The 20,388-nt window shown below is 65.8% G+C and carries 18 protein-coding genes and 1 pseudogene; 8 read left to right on the forward strand and 11 right to left on the reverse strand.

Annotation, left to right across the window (positions count from 1 at the left end; all coding sequences use genetic code 11):
* The first annotated feature begins 6 nt into the window (after positions 1-6).
* Genes ACRWQA_RS18805 through tatC form a run of 6 tightly spaced genes read left to right on the forward strand, consistent with a single transcriptional unit; the run spans position 7 to position 4,172 of the window.
* The gene (locus tag ACRWQA_RS18805) at positions 7-645 is read left to right on the forward strand and encodes a ubiquinone biosynthesis accessory factor UbiJ (RefSeq protein ID WP_263582386.1); all 639 of its coding nucleotides are present in this window, start codon (positions 7-9) and stop codon (positions 643-645) included.
* The gene (gene ubiB / locus ACRWQA_RS18810; protein WP_263583910.1) at positions 645-2,267 is read left to right on the forward strand and encodes a ubiquinone biosynthesis regulatory protein kinase UbiB; all 1,623 of its coding nucleotides are present in this window, start codon (positions 645-647) and stop codon (positions 2,265-2,267) included. The genes ACRWQA_RS18805 and ubiB overlap by 1 nt, the downstream gene beginning before the upstream one ends.
* 30 nt (positions 2,268-2,297) lie before the next feature.
* Positions 2,298-2,633: a phosphoribosyl-ATP diphosphatase gene (locus ACRWQA_RS18815; protein ID WP_263582385.1), complete on the forward strand. Its 336-nt coding sequence runs from the start codon at positions 2,298-2,300 to the stop codon at positions 2,631-2,633.
* A gap of 46 nt (positions 2,634-2,679) precedes the next feature.
* The gene (gene tatA, locus ACRWQA_RS18820; protein WP_263582384.1) at positions 2,680-2,949 is read left to right on the forward strand and encodes a Sec-independent protein translocase subunit TatA; all 270 of its coding nucleotides are present in this window, start codon (positions 2,680-2,682) and stop codon (positions 2,947-2,949) included.
* Between the two features lie 6 nt (positions 2,950-2,955).
* Entirely contained in the window at positions 2,956-3,390 is a 435-nt protein-coding gene (gene tatB, locus ACRWQA_RS18825) for a Sec-independent protein translocase protein TatB (protein ID WP_263582383.1), read from the forward strand.
* Entirely contained in the window at positions 3,387-4,172 is a 786-nt protein-coding gene (tatC, locus tag ACRWQA_RS18830) for a twin-arginine translocase subunit TatC (RefSeq protein ID WP_263582382.1), read from the forward strand. Before tatB ends, tatC begins: the two co-directional genes overlap by 4 nt.
* A 77-nt stretch (positions 4,173-4,249) precedes the next feature.
* Here the strand turns inward: tatC and elbB are convergent, their stop codons facing one another.
* Positions 4,250-4,912, reverse strand: coding sequence for an isoprenoid biosynthesis glyoxalase ElbB (gene elbB, locus ACRWQA_RS18835; protein ID WP_263582381.1), 663 nt, complete (start codon positions 4,910-4,912; stop codon positions 4,250-4,252).
* A gap of 242 nt (positions 4,913-5,154) precedes the next feature.
* On the opposite strand from elbB, the gene hemB reads away from it, so the two are divergent.
* Entirely contained in the window at positions 5,155-6,156 is a 1,002-nt protein-coding gene (gene hemB, locus ACRWQA_RS18840; RefSeq protein ID WP_434231603.1) for a porphobilinogen synthase, read from the forward strand.
* Positions 6,157-6,165: 9 nt separating this feature from the next.
* Here the strand turns inward: hemB and ACRWQA_RS18845 are convergent, their stop codons facing one another.
* From ACRWQA_RS18845 to rho, 7 genes are all read right to left on the reverse strand, one after another.
* Positions 6,166-6,678, reverse strand: coding sequence for a DUF3087 domain-containing protein (locus tag ACRWQA_RS18845; RefSeq protein WP_263582379.1), 513 nt, complete (start codon positions 6,676-6,678; stop codon positions 6,166-6,168).
* Positions 6,679-6,750: 72 nt separating this feature from the next.
* The gene (locus tag ACRWQA_RS18850) at positions 6,751-7,833 is read right to left on the reverse strand and encodes a 3-deoxy-7-phosphoheptulonate synthase (RefSeq protein ID WP_434231599.1); all 1,083 of its coding nucleotides are present in this window, start codon (positions 7,831-7,833) and stop codon (positions 6,751-6,753) included.
* A gap of 477 nt (positions 7,834-8,310) precedes the next feature.
* Complete coding sequence (locus ACRWQA_RS18855) at positions 8,311-8,436, reverse strand: hypothetical protein (protein WP_263582378.1); 126 nt, start codon at positions 8,434-8,436, stop codon at positions 8,311-8,313.
* A gap of 41 nt (positions 8,437-8,477) precedes the next feature.
* Positions 8,478-9,191, reverse strand: coding sequence for a dihydromonapterin reductase (folM, locus tag ACRWQA_RS18860; protein ID WP_263582377.1), 714 nt, complete (start codon positions 9,189-9,191; stop codon positions 8,478-8,480).
* The gene (locus ACRWQA_RS18865) at positions 9,188-9,967 is read right to left on the reverse strand and encodes an NAD(P)H-flavin reductase (RefSeq protein WP_434231595.1); all 780 of its coding nucleotides are present in this window, start codon (positions 9,965-9,967) and stop codon (positions 9,188-9,190) included. Before ACRWQA_RS18865 ends, folM begins: the two co-directional genes overlap by 4 nt.
* The gene (gene ubiD / locus ACRWQA_RS18870; protein ID WP_434231592.1) at positions 9,964-11,463 is read right to left on the reverse strand and encodes a 4-hydroxy-3-polyprenylbenzoate decarboxylase; all 1,500 of its coding nucleotides are present in this window, start codon (positions 11,461-11,463) and stop codon (positions 9,964-9,966) included. The genes ACRWQA_RS18865 and ubiD overlap by 4 nt, the downstream gene beginning before the upstream one ends.
* 72 nt (positions 11,464-11,535) lie before the next feature.
* On the reverse strand, positions 11,536-12,795 hold the full coding sequence (rho, locus tag ACRWQA_RS18875; RefSeq protein WP_263582374.1) for a transcription termination factor Rho: 1,260 nt from the start codon (positions 12,793-12,795) through the stop codon (positions 11,536-11,538).
* A 449-nt stretch (positions 12,796-13,244) separates the two neighbouring features.
* Here rho and ppx point away from each other — a divergent pair.
* Positions 13,245-14,201 (forward strand): annotated as a pseudogene (gene ppx / locus ACRWQA_RS18880) (exopolyphosphatase); the annotation flags it as partial.
* A 22-nt stretch (positions 14,202-14,223) separates the two neighbouring features.
* On the opposite strand, the gene tilS reads toward ppx, so the two are convergent.
* From tilS to dnaE, 3 genes are all read right to left on the reverse strand, one after another.
* Positions 14,224-15,531 carry a tRNA lysidine(34) synthetase TilS gene (gene tilS, locus ACRWQA_RS18885; protein WP_434231589.1) on the reverse strand — a complete coding sequence of 436 codons (1,308 nt, stop codon included), beginning with the start codon at positions 15,529-15,531 and terminating at the stop codon, positions 14,224-14,226.
* Entirely contained in the window at positions 15,515-16,468 is a 954-nt protein-coding gene (gene accA / locus ACRWQA_RS18890) for an acetyl-CoA carboxylase carboxyl transferase subunit alpha (RefSeq protein ID WP_263582372.1), read from the reverse strand. Before accA ends, tilS begins: the two co-directional genes overlap by 17 nt.
* 395 nt (positions 16,469-16,863) lie before the next feature.
* Positions 16,864-20,367 carry a DNA polymerase III subunit alpha gene (dnaE, locus tag ACRWQA_RS18895; RefSeq protein ID WP_434231586.1) on the reverse strand — a complete coding sequence of 1,168 codons (3,504 nt, stop codon included), beginning with the start codon at positions 20,365-20,367 and terminating at the stop codon, positions 16,864-16,866.
* Positions 20,368-20,388 lie beyond the last annotated feature (21 nt).

The raw sequence follows: 20,388 nt of genomic DNA on the forward strand, positions 1-20,388 counted from the left end.
GACGTGATGACGTTGATCCCGCCCCTGCTGCTGGCCGGCATCGAGCGCACCCTCAATGCCCTGCTCGCCCGCGACCTGGCCGCACCCACGCGCCTGGCCCGGCTGACCGGCAGCCGGCTGCTGCTGCGCCTGGAGCACCCCTCCCTGGCGCTGCTGCTGAGCTTCCATTCCCATGGCGTCGACCTGATGCGCCAGGAGGTGCCCGACGAGAGCAGCGCCGACGCCGTGGTCGAGCTCGATGCCGAGACGCTGGGCGAGCTGCTCGGCGGCGAGACGATCGAGCGGCTGATGTTCAGCGGGCGCCTGGCGGTACGCGGCCGCGTGCACCTGCTCGAGGAGGTGCGCGACCTGTTCTTCGATCTCGACCTCGACTGGGAGGCGGAACTGGCGCGCTGGCTGGGCGGCGTGCCCGCCCACAGTCTGGCCGAAGGTATCCGCCGCATGGCCCGCTGGGGCCTGCGCGCCCAGCAGGAGATGCGTGCCGACATCGCCGAGTATGTCTTCGAGGAGGCGCGCCTGCTGCCTGGCCGCCAGCAGCTCGAGACCCTGCGCGACCATCTCACCGAACTGGAAATGGCCACCGACCGCCTCGAGGCCCGCCTGGCCAGGCTGCGCCGCCGACTCGAACGTGAGGCCACGTCATGATGGGGTTTCGCCTGCTGCGCATCATGTGGGTCATCACCCGCTATCGCCTCGATACTCTGCTGCCGCTGCAGCGTTTGCCCTGGTGGCTACGCCTGGCCTTCCTGCTCTCGCCGCTGCGCCTGGTACCGGTGGGCCGGCGCACCGGTGGCGAACGGCTGCGCCTGGCCCTGGAGTCGCTGGGCCCGATCTTCGTCAAGTTCGGCCAGTTGCTCTCCACTCGCCGCGACCTGTTGCCGGAGGAGATCGCCAACGAGCTGAGGCGCCTGCAGGATCAGGTGCCGCCCTTCCCCGCCGACGAAGCCCGTGCGCTGGTGGAGTCGGAGCTGCGCATGCCGCTGGACGTTGCCTTTGCGCATTTCGAGCCCGAGTCGCTGGCGTCGGCCTCCATCGCCCAGGTGCACGCCGCTCGCCTGCACAGCGGCGAAGATGTGGTGGTCAAGATCATCCGCCCCGCCATCGATCGCGTCATGCGCCAGGACATGGCCCTGATGTATCGCGTGGCCGGCCTGCTGACCTTGATCCCCGAGGCGCGACGCCTGCGTCCGGTGGAAGTGGTACGCGATTACGAAGCGACCCTGTTCGACGAACTCGACCTGCACAAGGAAGCGGCCAATACCTCGCAGCTCAAGCGCAACTTCAAGGACTCGCCGCTGCTTCACGTGCCCACGGTCCACTGGTCGCATACCCGCCGCCGGGTCATGGTGCAGGAGCGCATCCACGGCATCCCGGTGGCCGACATCGCCGCGCTGAAGGCCCAGGGCACCGACCTCAAGCGGCTAGCCGAGCGCGGCGTGGAAATCTTCTTCACCCAGGTGTTCCGCGACAACTTCTTCCACGCCGACATGCACCCGGGCAATATCTTCGTGTCCCGCGAACATCCGCACGACCCCCAGTACATCGCCATCGACTGCGGCATCGTCGGCAGCCTGACCCGCGAGGATCAGGACTACCTGGCGCGCAACCTGCTCGCCTTCTTCCGTCAGGACTACTACGAGGTCGCCGCGCTGCACATCGAGTCGGGCTGGGTGAGCGAAGATACCCGTGCCAACGAATTCGCCGCTGCCATTCGCACGGTATGCGAGCCGATTCTGGAGAAGCCGCTCAAGGACATCTCCTTCGGCCAGGTGCTGCTGGGGCTGTTCCAGACCGCACGGCGCTTCAACATGGAGGTCCAGCCACAGCTGGTGCTGCTGCAGAAGACCCTGCTCAACATCGAGGGGCTGGGGCGTCAGCTCTATCCCGACCTCGACCTGTGGAGCACCGCCAAGCCCTACCTGGAGCGCTGGATGCACGAGCGCGCCGGGCCGGTCGGCCTGTGGGAGTCGCTCAAGCGCCAGGCACCCGAACTTTCGCGCCAACTGCCCGAGCTGCCCTCCGTGGCTCACCAGGCACTGAGCCGCATCGAGCACGAGCACCGCCAGCGCCGCCGCCAGGCCCAGGCCCTCGGCGGCATCCAGCACCAACTGCGCGAAGGGCGGCGCGGCGGACGCCGCCTGCGCCTGGGGTTGCTGCTGGCCGGGCTGGCGCTGGCCTGGCAGCCGCTAGCCACGTGGGCCGCGGGCCAGCCCTGGCCGATACTCGCTGCGGGGCTCCTCGGCCTGCTGCTGCTGGCCTGGCAATGAACTTGATCCATCGCAACCGGAGCCGCTCGCATGCATGATATTCTCGATGAACTCTTCGACGTACTGAGCCAACGCCGCAGCGCCGACCCCGCCGAGTCCTACGTGGCCGCCTTGCATGACAAGGGGCTTAACAAGATACTCGAAAAGGTCGGCGAGGAAGCCACGGAAACCCTGCTGGCAGCCAAGGATGCCGAGGCCGGTGGCGACGACGAGCGCAAGGCGCTAGTCGCCGAAACCGCCGACCTGTGGTTTCATAGCCTGGTGATGCTGTCGCATCTCGGACTCGACCATCGGGACGTACTCGACGAGCTGGCCCGCCGTTTCGGCATTTCCGGGCACGAAGAGAAGGCCGCAAGGTCAAAGTGAAAATGTCTTCCGGATCCGCCGGAAAACCGACTCAGAGGTAACCTTCATGTTAGGTGGCATCAGTATCTGGCAACTGCTGATCGTACTCGGCATCATTATCCTGATCTTCGGCACCAAGAAGCTGCGTAATGTCGGCTCCGACCTGGGTGGCGCGGTCAAGGGCTTCAAGCAGGCCGTCAACGAGGAGGGCAAGGAAGGCAAGGACGACAAGTCGCAGGCCAAGGTAGCCCACGAGGAACAGCCCAACACCTATGACGTCCGCGCCGAGGAGAAGAAGGCGGCGGACAGCGTCGAGGAACGAGAAGAGCGCAAGTAAGCCTCCATGTTCGATATCGGCTTCCTGGAACTGCTGATCCTCGGGATCGTGGGCCTGCTCGTGCTCGGCCCGGAGCGCCTGCCCAAGGCGGCGCGTACGGTTGGGCTGTGGGTAGGCAAGATCAAGCGCACCGTGTCGAGCATGCAGCGCGAGATCAACTCGCAGCTCGAAGCGGAGGAGTTGCGCCAGAAGCTCAAGGAACAGCAGACCAAACTCGACGAGAGCCTCAACAAGGCCAAGCGCGACGTGGAGAGCATCGCCGAACCCGCCCCGACACCACGCCAGGGCGGCGGTGAACCGCCCGAGGCCTCGGCGCGGGAGCCCGACGGCGAAACGCCGCCACCGGCCTCCGCGCGACTCGACGATGCCCTGGCCGATGCCAGGGCGGCAGGCGACAAGCCCTCCTCCCCCGACGATGACAAGGACGCCGCTTCCCGATGAGCGACTCCGACGACAAGCAGGAACTTGGCCAGGCCCCTCTGATCGAGCACCTGATCGAGCTGCGTTCGCGCCTGCTGCGCGCCGTAGTGGCGATCTTCGTGATATTTCTGGGCCTGTACCCTTTCGCCAACGAGATCTATACCTTCGTGGCTCAGCCGCTGATGGGCATGCTGCCGGAAGGCTCGCAGATGATCGCCACCGAAGTGGCCTCACCGTTCCTGGCTCCGTTCAAGCTGACCCTGGTGGTGGCGGTGTTCCTCGCCATTCCCTACGTCCTGCACCAGGCCTGGGCCTTCGTCGCCCCCGGGCTCTACGACAACGAGAAGGCCCTGGCCCTGCCGCTGCTGGCCTCCAGCGTGGGGCTGTTCTATGCCGGCGCGGCCTTCGCCTACTATGCGGTCTTTCCTCTGCTGTTCCAGTTCTTCACCCAGACCGGGCCGGAGAACGTGGCGGTGATGACCGACATCAATCAGTACCTGAACTTCGTCCTCAAGCTGTTCTTCGCCTTCGGCGTGGCCTTCGAGATCCCCATCGCCACCTTCCTGCTGATACTCTCCGGCGCCACCACGGTGGAGAGCCTGACGAAGAAGCGGCCCTATATCATCCTCGGCTGCTTCGTGGTCGGCATGCTGCTGACCCCGCCCGACGTGATCTCCCAGAGCCTCTTGGCAATTCCGATGTATCTGCTCTACGAGGTGGGCATCCTGTTCGGCCGCCTGGTGCGGCGCAGAAGGCGCCGATCGGCGGAGGCGACCCCGGTCGAGGAGCGCGACGACGCCTGACCCGGAGCGCAAGCCGGAAAGCGAAGCGCCCCCGCTCGACCGCAGCGGGGGCGCTTGGTATCGGGGCGCCAGCGGCGTCAGAGATCCATCAGCTCGTCGATACGCTCGACCAGCTTGAAGATCCCCGTGGCGGCCTCGCCGATGCGCGTGGCGAGCATGTAGGCCGGCGTAGTCACCACGCGGTTCTCGAAGTCCACCACGATATCCTCGACACCGCAGCTGCGATGCAGCCCGCCCATGGAGCTGATCGCACCGGAGACGCCGGGATCGTGGCCGATGGTCACGGCAATGCCCGGCCCCAGCAGCTTGGGCACCAGGGCCGGCGTAATGCACATCAGGCCGATGGGCTTGCGCGCCTCGTAGAAGGGAGCCAGCGCCTCGACCAGTTCGGGCAGTGGCTCCATGTCGCTGCCGGCCTCGGCGAAGTTGGACAGGTTCTTGGCCGCACCGAAGCCACCGGGCAGGATCACCGCGTCGAACTCGTCGACCTCGAGCTCCTCCAGCGGCGCGATGTTGCCCCGCGCGAGGCGAGCCGACTCCGTGAGCACATTGCGTGATTCACCTTCGGCTACCTCGCCGCTGCGATGATCGACGACATGATGCTGCATGATGTCCGGTGCAAAGCAGCGATGGCCGATGCCCAGTTGATCCAGCCGCAGCAGGGTCAGGGTGGTCTCGTAGATCTCCGAACCGTCCTGAACGCCGCAGCCCGCCAGGATGACCGCCACTTGTTTGCTCATGCCATTCTCCTTGTTGTAGAGGCGCCTCGATTGAAGAGCTTCGCCTCGAATCCTGAAGCCCACACTTTAGAGAGTCGCAACGGGTGCGACAAGGCGTGACTTCCCGCACGGGGTGGCGCTGATATACTCGATGTAACGCATTCGAACGCCATCGCACTGTCACCCTTGCGGGGCACACTTTCGTTACGTCATGCCAATGGCGCAGCGCGGCCCCACTGTCGGAGTAGAAAATTTTGAGTTTCATGACCACGCGCCAGTTCCCCGCCACGCGCATGCGCCGCATGCGCCGCGACGACTTCTCGCGCCGCCTGATGCGCGAATCGACACTGACCGCCGCCGACCTGATCTGGCCGGTGTTCGTCCTCGACGGCGAGCAGCGCCGTGAAGCAGTGCCCTCGATGCCGGGCGTGGAGCGGCTGTCGCTGGACCTGCTGATCGAGGAGGCGCGCGAGGCACACGAGCTCGGCATACCCGCCCTGGCACTGTTTCCGGTGGTGGACCAGGCGCTGAAGAGCGAACTGGCCGAGGAAGCTTACAGCGCCAATGGCCTGGTCCAGCGCAGCGTACGCGCCTTGAAGACCGCCGTGCCGGAACTCGGCATCATCACCGACGTGGCCCTCGACCCCTACACCATTCACGGCCAGGACGGCATCATCGACGACAGCGGCTACGTGCTCAACGACCGCACCGTGGAGACGCTGCTCAAGCAGGCGCTGTCCCATGCCGAAGCCGGTGCCGACGTGGTCGCCCCCTCGGACATGATGGATGGCCGTATCGGTGAGATCCGCCAGGTACTCGAGCAGGAGCACCTGCACAACGTGCGCATCATGGCCTACAGCGCCAAATACGCCTCGCATTACTACGGCCCGTTCCGCGATGCGGTGGGGTCGGCGACGAACCTGGGCAAGGCCGACAAGCGCACCTACCAGATGGACCCGGCCAACAGCGACGAGGCGCTGCACGAAGTGGCGCTGGACCTGGCCGAAGGCGCCGACATGGTGATGGTCAAGCCCGGCATGCCCTACCTGGACGTGGTGCGGCGCGTCAAGGACGAACTCCGGGTGCCCACCTATGCCTACCAGGTGAGCGGAGAATACGCCATGCACATGGCCGCCTTCGACAACGGCTGGCTCGATGCCGACAAGGTGATCCTCGAGTCGCTGACGTGCTTCAAGCGCGCCGGCGCCGACGGGGTGCTGACCTATTTCGCCAAGCGCGCCGCCCGGCTGCTGGCGGAAGCCTAGGAGCGGCTTCTAGCTGCGCTTGAAGGCCGCCAGGTCGTGGGGGTCGAAGCCCTCGACCTGGACGGGCAGGCCGCGCTCCTCACGAAGCCGGCGGATCCTGGCGCGCTCGCCAATCAGCTCACTGTCGTCATCCAGGGTGCGGCCGTTGAGTTCGGCCAGCTGGGCCATGCCCTGGTGGTAAGCCGTCATCAGGTGCAGGGCCACGCCGTTGCCCTGCTCCGTCTCGCGGCGCAGGGTGGCGAGATAACCGCTGAGCCGGGAGAGATGGTGCTTGAGCTGCCAGACGTAGCGCATCTCGCGCATCCAGGGCCGTTCGCGCAGCACGGCGAAGGTCATGCTGGTGGCCAGCAACCCGAGGAATACCCCCAAGGCGTTGAGCCACAAGCTGGAGCCGAAGACAGTCACCAACAGTTGGGAAAACACCAGACCGAAGACGATCAGCTGACCCGCCATGGCGACGCTGATGATCCTCGCCTTGCGGCGGTAGGTTTCGGGATCGTGGTGTTCGAAGACAAACGACATGGGGGGCTCCTGTGGCAACGCGGTGCCGGGATTATCCCGGCATCCTGCGTCGAGGTACAGTCGCCCCCTCGCTCAGCGCAGCCTGGCTGCCGCTTCCAGCAGCAGGGCCTCGGTGTCGTCCCAGCCCAGGCAGGGGTCGGTGACCGACACGCCGTAGCGTAGCGCCCCGGGCGCCAGCGGCTGCTTGCCCTCTTCGAGGTGACTCTCCAGCATCAGCCCCATCAGGGACGTCTCGCCCGCCGCTCGCTGCGCCACTACGTCGCGCAGCACTTCGGCCTGGCGACGATGATCCTTGCGTGCGTTGGCGTGACTGCAGTCGACCATCAACCTTGCCGACAACCCGGCATTCTCCAGCGCCTCGCGAGCGGCACGTACCGAGACGCTGTCGTGGTTGGGCCCACGGTGGCCTCCGCGCAGCACCACATGGGCGTGAGGATTGCCCGCGGTCTCGCACAGAGCGGGCCGACCCTGCTCGTCGAGACCGAAATGCCGGTGCGGATGCGCCGCGGCGCGAATGGCATCCACCGCGACGCCGACGTCGCCGCTGGTGGCGTTCTTGAACCCCACTGCCGCTTCCAGGCCGCTGGCGAGTTCGCGATGCAGCTGCGACTCGGTGGTGCGCGCTCCGATGGCGACCCAGGCCAGCAGGTCGTCGAGGTAGGCGGCCAGCATCGGCTGTAGCACCTCGGTGGCCACCGGCAGGCCCAGCGCGGCAATTTCATGCATCAAATGGCGGGACAGGTGCAAGCCGCGGGCCATATCGCCGCTGCCGTCCAGGTCGGGGTCGTAGGCGAGGCCCTTCCAGCCTACCGTGGTACGCGGCTTCTCCACGTAGACCCGCATGACCGGCAGCAGGCGGTCGTCTACCTTCCGTGCCAGTTCGGCCAGGCGATGGGCATACTCCAGCGCTGCCAACGGGTCGTGGATCGAGCAGGGGCCCACCACCATCAGCATACGGTCATCGTGCCCGCTGACGACAGCCCGGATGGCTTGACGCTGGGCCGAGAGGCGTTCCGCCACCTGAGGCGAGACGGGCAATCGCCGGCGCAGTTCGCCGGGCGTCGGCAGGGTCATCCCGGCCCGGCAGGAGGGGGTGGCGGCAAGGTCGGCCTGGTCGCCGGCCAGGTGTTCAGCAAAGGATGCGGGGGCATTCATGGGGTCAACTCCGTGAGGTCGGCATACATCGTGTCGTCAGGCCACCGGTCATCTCACGGTCGGAGGTGGCGCACTGGGTCGACCGCGCGGCGCTAAATCGCCAGCCATAGCCCCAGCCGTAATAGTCTTGGCGAGCGTGGGCGGCGAAAGTGGCGCGGCGTGCGGTCATGGTGCGTCTCCTCTGGTTGAATTCGAGCGTTTTACAACGCAAAACCCCCGGTCGGGGTTGCCGACCGGGGGTTTCTGGGGAGGCAACCCGGTTAGGGTGTGCCTGCGTAGCGATCCTGGCTCAGGACCCGGCCACGGGCACACCGGAACTAAACCAATACCAATACGGACCTTTGACGCCACACGCCTGCACCGCGCGAGGGGCGCGGTCGAAGGCGGTTGCTGTCGTGTGCCGGTTCGGTGTCATGGTCGTCTCCGATGTTCTGGCTTCATCGTGCCCGATCAGCGTAGGCTTGGCAAGCGTGGCCGTCAGCCCGCGAACACCTGGTACCAGCCGATCGTGGCCGGCAGCGCGCTCATGCTGACCAACACCACCAGGCCCAGCACTATCGACAGCAGGCCGCTGTCATCCTTGAAATCATGGTCGTTCGCCATGTTGGCTCCTCGTTCACGAGTTATCAGGGGGGAGGAGTATTCTAGCGGAGGTGGCGGCCGCCATCGACAGGTAACGTGATGCCGGTGACGTAGCGGTTGTCGAGCAGGTAGCGCAGGCTCTGGTAGATCACACCCGGTCCCGGTATCGTCTCCATCGCCGACTTGGCCCTGGCCTTCTCGGCGTAGGCTCCGTCGTCGCCCTCGCCCAGCATGATCAGTGCCGGCGCGATGGCGTTGACCTGGATCGACGGGGCGTACATCGCGGCAAAGGAGAGCGTCAGGTTCTCGAGCCCCGCCTTGGTAGCGGCGTAGGCGACATGTCGAGTCGACCCCTTCTGCACCACGTAGTCGGTCATGTGCACGATGTCGCGCTGCGGCTCGCCGCACGCCTCGAGCAGCTCGCGACAGTGCAGGTTGATCAGGTAGGGCGCCAGCATGTGGATGCGGAACAACCGCTCGAAGTTGGCCCCGGCATCTTCGCCTTGGCTGTCGGGCGCCCAGTCGCTGGCATTGTGCACGATGGCACGTAGCACGGACGTCTCGCCCTTGAGCCGGCCGATGAAGTCGAGGATGCCCGCCTCGCTGGAGAAATCCGCCTGCAGGGTGACGATGCCGCGCCCGCGTAGCGCCGCGAGCTCGGGCCGCTCGCGGCGATAGCTGACGATCACCGGGTGGCCGTCCTCGGCCAGGCGCTCGGCGCAGTGGCGCCCCAGGCGTCGGGCGCCACCGGTGATCAGGATCGGCGCGGCGCTCATCCGGCGCTTCCCCGGCGCAATACACCGGCGGTGGGTACCAGCGGCTGGCGCGGCGCATAGGCGAAGACATCGGAGAAGACCCGCGACGGCTCGAGGCCCAGCGAGGCCAGTACGTCGACGCAGGCGTAGACCATACCCGGCGAGCCGGAAAGATAGACGTCATACCCGCTGACGTCATCGAGCCCGGCGGCCAGCGCCTGGTCGATGCGACCCTGGTGGCCCTGGACGCGCACACCGGTCACCGGCGGCTCCGGCGCCACTTCGGTGACCACATGGAAGCACACGCTGTCATGCTGCTCGGCCCATTCATTGGGAAGGCTCTCGAGATAGAGATCGCGTCGCTCGCGGGCGGCCCACCACAATTCGATGGGCCGCTGCGGCGCCTCGTGCAGCGAAGCCTCGACGATGGCTTTCATCTGGGCGAAACCGGTACCGGCGGCGACCAGCAGCAGCGGACGCCGGCTGGTCGAATCCAGGATACAGTCGCCGCCCGGCAGGCGTACCGTCAGGTGGTGCGCCACCACGATCAACTCGCGCAGCCGGGCGGAATTCTCGCGCTCCGGCCAGTGCTGGATATGCAGCTCCAGGGTACCGTCGTCGGCATGCGCATTGGCAATGGAGAACGGCACCCAGGTCTCGTCGTCCAGCTTGAGTTCGAGATACTGGCCCGGGTCGTGGGCCATGGCCTCGGCACGCCCTTCCAGGCGCACGCGGAACACGTCGGGGGTCAGGTCCTCCACTGCCGTTACCTGGCAGTTCAGGGTCCTCGGGGTCATGCAAGCCTCTTGTCGTCGGGGTGGGGGGGCAGGCTGATGCCCAATTCGTTCCAGCGTTCGCTGACGCGGGCCTTGACGGCCTCGTCCATGACGATGGGGGTGCCCCATTCGCGGTCGGTTTCACCGGGCCACTTGCTGGTGGCGTCCAGCCCCATCTTGGAGCCCAGACCCGCCACCGGCGAGGCGAAGTCGAGATAGTCGATGGGCGTGTTCTCGACCATCACGGTATCGCGGGCCGGGTCCATGCGGGTGGTAATGGCCCAGATCACGTCCTTCCAGTCGCGGGCATCGACGTCGTCGTCGAGCACTACCACGAACTTGGTGTACATGAACTGGCGCAGGAAGCTCCACACCCCCATCATCACCCGCTTGGCATGCCCCGGGTACTGCTTCTTCATGGTCACCACCGCCATGCGGTAGGAGCAGCCCTCCGGCGGCAGGTAGAAGTCGACGATCTCGGGGAACTGCTTGCGCAGGATCGGCACGAACACCTCGTTGAGTGCCACGCCCAGTATCGCCGGTTCGTCGGGGGGCCTTCCGGTGTAGGTCGAGTGATAGATGGCGTCGCGGCGCATGGTCATGCGCGTCACCGTGAACACCGGGAACTCGTCGACCTCGTTGTAGTAGCCGGTATGGTCGCCGTAGGGGCCTTCCGGCGCCGTGTCGTCGGGGTAGATGAAGCCTTCGAGGATGATCTCGGCTGAGGCCGGCACCTCGAGATCGGCGTGGCCGCACTTGACCAACTCGGTGCGCGAGCCGCGCAGCAGCCCGGCGAAGGCGTACTCGGAGAGCGAATCCGGCACCGGGGTCACCGCGCCGAGGATAGTGGCCGGGTCGGCACCCAGTGCCACCGCCACCGGGAAGGGTTCGCCGGGGTTCGTCTGCTGGAACTCCTGAAAATCCAGCGCACCGCCACGATGTGACAGCCAGCGCATGATCAGGCGGTTCTTCGTCAGCTTCTGCTGGCGGTAGATGCCCAGGTTCTGGCGCTTCTTGTGCGGCCCGCGGGTGACCACCAGCGGCCAGGTGACCAGCGGAGCGGCATCGCCGGGCCAGCAGTGCTGGATCGGCAGCCGGTCGAGATCGACATCATCGCCCTCGAGAGTCACCTGCTGCACCGGCGCCGAGCGCACCGTCTTCGGCCCCATGCTCATCACCTGCTTGAAGATCGGCAGCTTGTCCCAGGCGTCGCGGAAGCCCTTGGGCGGTTCGGGCTCCTTGAGGAAGGCGAGCAGTTCGCCCACCTCGCGCAGCGCTTCGACCGAGTCCTGGCCCATGCCCATGGCGACCCGCTTCGGCGTGCCGAACAGATTGCCCAGCAGCGGCATGTCATGGCCCTTGACGTTCTCGAACAGCAGCGCCGGCCCGGCGGCGCGCAGGGTGCGGTCGCAGATCTCGGTGATCTCGAGGTAGGGGTCCACCTCGGCGGTCACGCGCACCAGCTCGCCCTGGGCCTCCAGGGCGGCGATGAAGTCGCGCAGGTCGTTGTACTTCATTCCATTTCCCGTTTCCGGAACGACGAAAGGGGCAGCATAGCATGCCGCCCCTTTCCGCACCGCCGATCAAACCTAGCGGCGCTTCATGGCTTCGAAGAACTCGAGGTTCGTCTTGGTATCCTTCAAGCGGTCGATGAGGAATTCCGTCGCGGCGGTATCGTCCATCGGATTGAGCAGCTTGCGCAGGATCCACATACGCTGCATCTCGTCTTCGGAGGCGATCAGATCCTCACGGCGGGTGCCGCTGCGGCGAATGTTGAGCGCCGGATAGACGCGACGCTCGGCGAGCTTGCGGTCCAGGTGGGCTTCCATGTTGCCGGTGCCCTTGAACTCCTCGAAGATCACCTCATCCATCTTCGAGCCGGTATCGACCAGCGCGGTGGCGATGATGGTCAGGCTGCCGCCCTCTTCGATGTTGCGCGCGGCACCGAAGAAGCGCTTGGGCTTCTCCAGGGCATGAGCGTCGACACCGCCGGTGAGCACCTTGCCGGAGCTCGGCACCACGGTATTGTAGGCGCGCGCCAGGCGGGTGATGGAGTCGAGCAGGATGACCACGTCCTTCTTGTGCTCGACCAGGCGCTTGGCCTTCTCGATGACCATCTCGGCGACCTGCACATGGCGCGCCGGCGGCTCGTCGAAGGTCGAGGCGACCACTTCGCCACGCACGGTACGCGACATCTCGGTCACTTCCTCCGGGCGCTCGTCGATCAGCAGCACGATCATGTGGCATTCGGGATTATTGCGCGTGATCGATGTGGCAATGTTCTGCAACATCAGCGTCTTGCCCGCCTTGGGCGGCGAGACGATCAGGCCACGCTGGCCCTTGCCGATGGGTGCGGTGAGATCGATGATGCGTGCGGTGAGATCCTCGGTGGAGCCGTTGCCGATCTCCATGCGCAGCCGCTCCTGGGGAAACAGCGGCGTGAGGTTCTCGAACAGGATCTTGTGCTTGGCGTTTTCCGGCTTGTCGAAGTTGATCTGGCTGACCTTGAGCAGCGCGAAGTAGCGCTCCCCTTCCTTCGGCGGACGAATCTTGCCGGAGATCGAGTCACCCTTACGCAGGTTGAAGCGACGGATCTGCGACGGCGAGACGTAGATGTCGTCGGGGCCGGCCAGATAGGAACTGTCGGCGCTGCGCAGGAAGCCGAAGCCGTCCTGGAGGATTTCGAGTACACCATCGCCATAGATATCCTCGCCGCTCTTGGCGTGCTTCTTGAGGATAGCGAAGATGATGTCCTGCTTGCGTGAACGGGCCAGGTTGTCGATGCCCATTTCACGGGCGATCTCCAAAAGGTCCGGCACGGATTTTTGCTTGAGTTCGGTAAGATTCATCGGTGCGTTCGGAAGTTGCTCATGTCAGCGTGGCGGCACGGCGGCCGTGGGAGTGGTGCGAATAAAAGAACGGTACGCCGCTTGGGTGCGTTCAGAGCCCGGGAGAGCTGCCGCTCATGAGCGATGCTCGTGGCTGTACGACCACTCTGCGAAGGGATCGTCGCACGGTATCGTGTTCGAGGGAGCAGCGCTTCTTTGTCACCTGGATTCATCGCCTGGGTGCGTTTCAAGTGCCACCATGGCTAAGGCACATGACAACGAGCGACAAAGAAGGGGCTGTCTGACGACTTGATGTTGACCGCGACGCGGTCGGAAAGCATTCGGAACAGGCGAACGACCCGATGTTAGTCAAGGCCGGCGAGGAACGCAACCCTATAGATCAACCTTATGCGATTGACAGGCTCGGGGAGTCGCCGCACCCTTTAGCCATTCGCTATCAGGATGCTTCGATGAACCCACCCACGGAACGGCCCAACCTCGTCAGCGACGCCTCCGGCGTATCCCAGGAACAGCGCCTGGCCGCGATCGATCTCGGGTCCAACAGCTTTCACTTGCTGGTGGCGCATTATCTCGATGGCCAGCTTCAAGTCGTGGCCCGACTGGGCGAGAAGGTGCAACTGGCCGCCGGCCTCGATGCCGCCAATTGCCTGGACGAGGCCTCGATGGAGCGCGCCATGACATGTCTCTCTCGCTTCGCCCCACTGCTGGAGGGTGTGGTTGCCGAGCGCCTGCGCGTGGTGGGTACCAGTGCGCTGCGTACGGCGCGCAATCGCCAGACTTTCATTGAGCGTGCCGAAGCCCTGCTGGGGTGCCGTGTCGAGGTGATACCCGGACAGGAGGAAGCCCGCCTGATCTACCTGGGCGCGGCCCATGCCCTGGCCGAGAACGGCCGCCGCCTGATCGTCGACATCGGGGGAGGATCCACCGAGTTCATCGTCGGTGAACAACTGAAACCGCTGAAATTGGAGAGCCTCGACATCGGTTGCGTCACCCATACCCAGCGCCACTTCGCCGATGGCCAGTTGAGCGAGGCGCGCATGAGCCAGGCCGAAGCGGACGTTCTGGCACAGCTTGCGCCACTCCGGGTGAGTTACAGCGAACTGGGCTGGGACGAGGCGCTGGGCTCCAGCGGCACCATCAAGGCGGCCGCCTCGGTGCTTGCCGCCGACGGCGGCACACCTGGCGAGATCAGCAGAAGCGGATTGAGGGTGCTTCGCCAACGTCTGATCGACTGCGGCCATCTCGACCGGGTCGCCCTGGAGGGACTCAAGCCCGACCGCGCGCGTATCTTTCCCGCCGGAGTGGCGATTCTCGGATCGATTTTCGAGGCGTTCGAGCTGACCACGATGCGCTATGCCGATGGTGCGCTGCGCGAAGGCGTGCTGTACGACATGCTGGCCCGAGACATCTCACGCCGGTACTGAGCCCTCACACCTCGCCAACCGATGCTCGCCATCCTTCGGCCACTGCCAGCCAGCGTGCCGAATCGGGTTGAAACGCCGCCACGGGCGTACCGTCGCACCAGGCCACCAGCAGCCGCTCACGCTCCCAGGGGGGTATGCCCCTTTCCTGCAGCAGACGTTTGAGATCCCGCCCTCCCCGCCCCGCCAGGCGCAGCCGCTCTCCCCCTTGTCGTGCCATCAGGGTCAGCACCACCGGGCAACCGTCGGCTGGAATCAGCGCAGCGTGCAGCAGTTCTCCCCAGGGCAATGGCAGCGGGGCCATGCCATCCCACTCGGCACACCAGTCCGCCCTCAAGGTCGCATGTATCGGCCGAAGGTAGAGTGTTCCGCGCCATATCCGCGCCTCGGCGCCAGCCCAGGCAACTCTCACCTGAGCATCTGGCCGAGCTTCGAGCTGTGCCAGCAGGCTCGCGAGGCGGGTCGACGGTGGCGTCGCCAGCCTCAGCCGGCGACAAGCATGGCGAACCAGTGAACGCTGGCGCTCCGGCGCAAGCGCCACGAGCCCCGCCAGCGGCACGCGGCCGGGATCGCCGCCGAGGGCGTCCAGGTCGTGTTCAGCGAGCGCTTCGATCAGCGCCTCGGCCTCGGCGGCGTGGCGTGCACTGCTCGCCAACGCCTCGGCCGCCTGGGGCCAACGCGACTGCAGCAGCGGCAGCACGCTGTGGCGCAGGAAGTTGCGGTCGAGCGACTCGTCGGCGTTGGAGGGGTCATCGACCCAGTAAACCCCGAGCCGCTCCGCCTCGGCTTCGAGCTCGGCCCGCGAACAGGCGAGCAGCGGACGGACGAGGCGCCTTCCCAGCCACTCGCGACCGGACGGCATGCCTGCCAGGCCGCGCACACCGCTGCTGCGCAGCGCGGCGAGAAGAAAGGTTTCGGCCTGGTCGTCGCGGTGCTGGGCCAGCCATAGCGTATCGCCCCTGGCCATGCGGCGGATAAAGGCGTCGTAGCGTGCCTGACGCGCCATTCCCTCGAGCCCCAACCCGGCGTCGCGGTTGATCACTACACGTTCGACGAACAGCGGCACGCCGAGTCGCGAGCAGAGCCGCCGGCAGTGAACCTCGAAGTCGTCGGCGGCGGGCTGCAGCCCGTGGTGGACATGCAGCGCATGCAGCGGCCGGGGATGGCGACGGCAGGCCGCTGCGGCCAGTGTCAACAGCAGGCTCGAATCCAGCCCGCCGGAGAGTGCCACCCAGACGACACGCCCCGGCGGGGTTTCCGCCAGGGCGTCGTCGATCAGGGCTTGCAGAGACTCTCTCTTATGCCGGGGCGCCATAGCTCATCAGACGCTCATACCGGCGCTCCAGGAGCGCCTCGGTATCCATCGCCTCGAGCCGCTCGAGGCTCGCCAGCAAGGCCTCCTTGACCCGCTCGGCGGTGGTCTGCGGATGACGATGGGCGCCACCCAGCGGCTCCTCGATCAGGGTATCGACGAAGCCCAATTCCTGCAGGCGCTCGGCAGTGATGCCCATGGCCTGGGCAGCATCGGCGGCCTTCTCGGCGCTCTTCCACAAGATTGACGCACAGCCCTCGGGAGAGATCACTGAATAGGTGGAGTATTGCAGCATGGCCAGCTCGTCGCACACGCCGATGGCCAGCGCCCCGCCGGAGCCGCCCTCGCCCACCACGGTGGAGATGATCGGGGTCTTCAGCCGCGACATCACCGCCAGGTTGTAGGCGATGGCCTCGGACTGGCCGCGCTCCTCGGCGTCGATGCCGGGGTAGGCGCCCGGGGTGTCGATGAAGGTAAGCACCGGCATCTTGAAGCGCTCGGCCATCTCCATCAGGCGGCACGCCTTGCGATAGCCCTCGGGACGCGGCATGCCGAAGTTGCGCCGCACCTTCTCCTTCACGTCGCGGCCCTTCTGGTGGCCGATGATCATTACCGGGCGGTCGTCGAGGCGGGCAATCCCGCCGACGATGGCCGGGTCGTCGGCGAAGCGGCGGTCGCCGTGCAACTCGTCGAAATCGGTGAAGACGTGCTCGAGATAATCGAGCGTATAGGGGCGCTGGGGGTGACGCGAGAGCTGCGACACCTGCCAGGGGCTCAGGTCCCTGAAGATCGACTCGGTGAGCTTGCGGCTCTTCTCCTCCAGGCGACCGATCTCGTCGCTGAGGTTGAGCTTGCTGTCATTGCCGACCAGGCGCAGTTCTTCGATCTTGGCCTGGAGTTCGGCGATGGGCTGTTCGAAATCGAGATAGTTGGGATTCATAGTGGCTAAGCCGCCTTGTCATTGCTGTCGCCGGGAAAAGGATAATGAACGCTGTTCGTCCCGGAAGCCATAAATTCGAGTGTCGGGCATTATCGCACCCTCAACGCGCGGCGCAAGGCGTGAAACAGCGGCTTTCCCGGCGACAGGTCTCTGCGGAGGCGCTGTGAACCCATCCCTGGGCGCTACCTTTTCCATCCCTGGAAAAGGACCGCCGCTGCGACCTGTCCCCGGCGCCGCCCGCAGCCAAGGTGGTGAGCCCAGATCCTGTCGAAAAGTCGGCGAGCGATGGTCAGACAAGGCAAAAAACGGCGCAAAAGCGGAGTTTACTTTAGTAAATGAGCATTTTAAGCCGTTTTTTAACGCCGTATGACCGAGCGCAGGCACTTTTCTTAGGCCTAGCGGTATTTGAGGCGCACGCCATCCTGCCCTTCTACTTCACGCAGCGCGATCAGCAACTCGTCGCAGGGCGATACGCGCCACTGCGCGTCCAGTTCCAGCCAGCCGGCGGCCGCCTCGTTGCGATAGCGCAGGCGTACCGGCAGACCGCCGTCGTCGCGGTGCGGCGCGAGGCTGTCGCGCAGGGTGTCGATCAGGCGACCGTTGACCCGGGTGCCGTCCAGCGACAGCTCGACCGCCTCGCCGTAGCGCGCTCGGGCGGCCACCATCGGCGTGACGTCCTTGCCGCGCAGGCGCAGGCCGCCGGAGAAGTCGTCGCTTGAGACCTCACCTTCGACGATCAACACCTGGTCGGCCTCGATCTGGCCGCGCAGGGAGTCGTACAGCTCGCCGAACAGCGACGCCTCGATTCGCCCGGTGCGGTCATCCAGGGTGATGAAGGCCATGGTGTCGCCGCGCTTGGACTTCATGGTACGCATGGCCACCACCAGGCCCGCGACGCGCTGCGGCTCGCGCGAGGGCTTGAGGTCGCTGATGCGCGTGGAGACGAAACGCGCCAGCTCCTTCTCGTACTCGTCGATGGGGTGCCCGGTCAGGTAGAGCCCAAGGGTCTCCTTTTCACCGGCCAGGCGCTCCTTGTCGGTCCACTCGCGGGCGCGGCGATAGGCCTCGTAAGGATCGCTCTCGACCGCGTCGTCGACGAAGGCCTCGCCGAACATGTCCATCATGCCCAGGTTCTGGTTGGTCTGGGTCTGGGCCGCGGCACGCAGGGCGTCGTCGAGCGCTGCGGCGAGCACCGCCCGGTTCGGTCCCAGGTTGTCCAGCGCCCCCGAGCGAATCAATGCCTCCAGGGTGCGCTTGTTCATGCGCTTGGGATCGACCCGCCGGCAGAAGTCGAACAGGTCGCTGAAGGGGCCATCGGCCTCGCGGGCCTCGACGATGGCGCCGATGGGGCCCTCGCCTACACCGCGAATCGCCCCCAGGCCGTAGACCACCCGGCCCTCGGTATCCACGGTGAACTTGTAGGCGCCGATGTTGACGTCCGGCGGGGTCACGGTCAGACCGATACGCCGCGACTCCTCGATCAGCGGCACCACCTTGTCGAGGTTGTCCATCTCGGTGGACATCACCGCGGCCATGAAGGGACCAGGGTAGTGCGCCTTGAGCCAGGCGGTCTGGTAGGAGACCAGGCCGTAGGCCGCCGAGTGCGACTTGTTGAAGCCGTAGCCGGCGAATTTCTCCACCAGGTCGAAGATGTTGCCGGCCAGCTCCTTGTCGATGCCGTTGGCCGCACAACCCTCCATGAAGCCGGCGCGCTGCTTGGCCATCTCCTCGGGCTTCTTCTTGCCCATCGCCCGGCGCAGCATGTCGGCCTGGCCCAGGCTGTAGCCCGCCAGCACCTGGGCGATCTGCATCACCTGCTCCTGGTAGAGGATGATGCCGTAGGTGGGCTCGAGTACCGGCTTGAGCCACTCGTGCTGGTAGTCGGGGTGCGGGTAGGAGATCTCGGCGCGGCCGTGCTTGCGGTTGATGAAGTCGTCGACCATGCCCGACTGCAGCGGCCCCGGGCGGAACAGGGCGACGAGGGCGATCATGTCCTCCAGCGAGTCGGGCAACAAACGCTTGATCAGCTCCTTCATGCCGCGCGATTCGAGCTGGAACACCGCCGTGGTCTCGGCACGCTTGAGCATCTCGAAGGTGGGGCCATCGTCGAGCGGGATGCTGTCGATGTTGAGCGGCCCCTGGCCCTTGACGGCACGCACCTTGTCGACCATCTCCAGTGCCCAGTCGATGATGGTCAGGGTGCGCAGGCCGAGGAAGTCGAACTTGACCAGCCCGGCCTCCTCGATGTCGTTCTTGTCGAACTGCACCACCAGGCCGTTGCCTTCCTCGTCGCACAGCAGCGGCGAGAAGTCGGTGAGCTTGGTCGGCGCGATCACCACGCCGCCGGCGTGCTTGCCGGTGCCGCGGGTGATGCCCTCGAGCTTGACCGCCATCTCCCAGATCTCGGCGGCCTCCTCGTCGTTCTCGACGAACTCCTTGAGCGCCGGCTCCGCCTCGATCGCCTTGGCGAGCGTCATGCCCACCTCGAAGGGGATCAGCTTGGAGAGCTTGTCGCCCAGCGAGTAGGGCCGGCCTTGGGCACGGGCCACGTCACGCACCACCGCCTTGGCCGCCATGGTGCCGAAGGTGACGATCTGAGACACCGCGTTGCGGCCGTAACGGTCGGCCACGTACTCGATCACCCGGTCGCGCTTCTCCATGCAGAAGTCGACGTCGAAGTCGGGCATCGAGACCCGCTCGGGGTTGAGGAAGCGCTCGAACAGCAGATCGTATTCCAGCGGATCGAGGTCGGTGATCTTCTGCGCATAGGCCACCAGCGAGCCGGCACCGGAACCGCGCCCCGGGCCCACCGGAACGTCGTTGTCCTTGGCCCACTGGATGAAGTCCATCACGATCAGGAAATAGCCGGGGAAGCCCATCTGGATGATGATGTCGAGCTCGAAATTCAGCCGCTCGCGGTAGCGCTTGTCGATCTCGGCGAACTCGGCGCTATCGCGAGGGTACTTCTCGGCCGGGTAGAGGAAGTTCAAACGTTCATCGAGGCCGTCGTGGGAGACCTTGCGGAAGTACTCGTCCTGGGTCATGCCCTCGGGGATCTCGAACTCCGGCAGGAAGATTTCGCCCAGGCGCACATCGACGTTGCAGCGCGCGGCGATCATCACGCTGTTCTCGAGCGCCTCCGGAATATCGGCGAACAGCTCAGCCATCTCCGCCGGGCTCTTGAGATACTGCTCCTCGGTATACTTGCGTTCGCGGCGCGGGTCGTCCAGCGCCTTGCCCTCGCCGATGGAGACGCGGGTCTCGTGAGCCCAGAAGTCGTCGCGCTCGAGGAAGCGCACGTCGTTGGTCGCCACCACTGGGGCGCCGCTGGCCATGGCGAGTTCCACCGAGAGATGCACGCACTCCTCCTCCAACGGCCGCCCGGTGCGGGTCAGCTCCAGGTAGAAGCGGTCCGGGAAGGCGGCCTGCCACTCCTCGAGCAGAGCTCTTGCCTCATCCCGATGGTCGGCAAGCAGGTGTCTTCCGATCTCGCCATCGCGGCCGCCGGAAAGCGCGATCAGCCCCTCGCTCTGCTCGAGCACCCAGGCCTTTTCCAGCACGGCGCGTCCCTGCCGCTGCCCCTCCATCCAGCCGCGCGAGATCAGCTCGGTAAGGTTGCGATAGCCGACGCCGTTCATCGCCAGTAGCGTCAGGCGGTAGGGATGTCCTTCGTCATGAGGGTTGGCCAGCCACAGGTCGGCGCCGATCACCGGCTTGAGCCCGGCGCTCTGGGCGCCACGGTAGAACTTGACCAGACCGAACAGGTTGGCCTCGTCGGTCACGGCCAAGGCCGGCATGCCCTGCTCGGCGGTGGCCTTGAGCAGCGGCTTGAGTCGCACCAGGCCGTCGACCAGGGAGTATTCGGTATGGACGCGCAGGTGTACGAAGGGCGTGGTCATAAGAGGCTCGGGGCTTGGCAG

This window comes from Billgrantia sp. C5P2 (assembly GCF_051062895.2).

Bases quoted from the DNA above. Each gene is read 5' to 3' on its own strand.
- ACRWQA_RS18805 (WP_263582386.1), top strand. From the start codon at position 7: ATGACGTTGATCCCGCCCCTGCTGCTGGCCGGCATCGAGCGCACCCTC.
- hemB (WP_434231603.1), top strand. From the start codon at position 5,155: ATGACCACGCGCCAGTTCCCCGCCACGCGCATGCGCCGCATGCGCCGC.
- folM (WP_263582377.1), bottom strand. From the start codon at position 9,191: ATGAGCGCCGCGCCGATCCTGATCACCGGTGGCGCCCGACGCCTGGGG.
- ubiB (WP_263583910.1), top strand. From the start codon at position 645: ATGGGGTTTCGCCTGCTGCGCATCATGTGGGTCATCACCCGCTATCGC.
- ubiD (WP_434231592.1), bottom strand. From the start codon at position 11,463: ATGAAGTACAACGACCTGCGCGACTTCATCGCCGCCCTGGAGGCCCAG.
- ACRWQA_RS18850 (WP_434231599.1), bottom strand. From the start codon at position 7,833: ATGAATGCCCCCGCATCCTTTGCTGAACACCTGGCCGGCGACCAGGCC.
- rho (WP_263582374.1), bottom strand. From the start codon at position 12,795: ATGAATCTTACCGAACTCAAGCAAAAATCCGTGCCGGACCTTTTGGAG.
- ACRWQA_RS18845 (WP_263582379.1), bottom strand. From the start codon at position 6,678: ATGTCGTTTGTCTTCGAACACCACGATCCCGAAACCTACCGCCGCAAG.
- accA (WP_263582372.1), bottom strand. From the start codon at position 16,468: ATGAATCCCAACTATCTCGATTTCGAACAGCCCATCGCCGAACTCCAG.
- tatB (WP_263582383.1), top strand. From the start codon at position 2,956: ATGTTCGATATCGGCTTCCTGGAACTGCTGATCCTCGGGATCGTGGGC.
- dnaE (WP_434231586.1), bottom strand. From the start codon at position 20,367: ATGACCACGCCCTTCGTACACCTGCGCGTCCATACCGAATACTCCCTG.
- tatA (WP_263582384.1), top strand. From the start codon at position 2,680: ATGTTAGGTGGCATCAGTATCTGGCAACTGCTGATCGTACTCGGCATC.
- ACRWQA_RS18815 (WP_263582385.1), top strand. From the start codon at position 2,298: ATGCATGATATTCTCGATGAACTCTTCGACGTACTGAGCCAACGCCGC.
- ACRWQA_RS18855 (WP_263582378.1), bottom strand. From the start codon at position 8,436: ATGGCGAACGACCATGATTTCAAGGATGACAGCGGCCTGCTGTCGATA.
- elbB (WP_263582381.1), bottom strand. From the start codon at position 4,912: ATGAGCAAACAAGTGGCGGTCATCCTGGCGGGCTGCGGCGTTCAGGAC.
- tilS (WP_434231589.1), bottom strand. From the start codon at position 15,531: ATGGCGCCCCGGCATAAGAGAGAGTCTCTGCAAGCCCTGATCGACGAC.
- ACRWQA_RS18865 (WP_434231595.1), bottom strand. From the start codon at position 9,967: ATGACCCCGAGGACCCTGAACTGCCAGGTAACGGCAGTGGAGGACCTG.
- tatC (WP_263582382.1), top strand. From the start codon at position 3,387: ATGAGCGACTCCGACGACAAGCAGGAACTTGGCCAGGCCCCTCTGATC.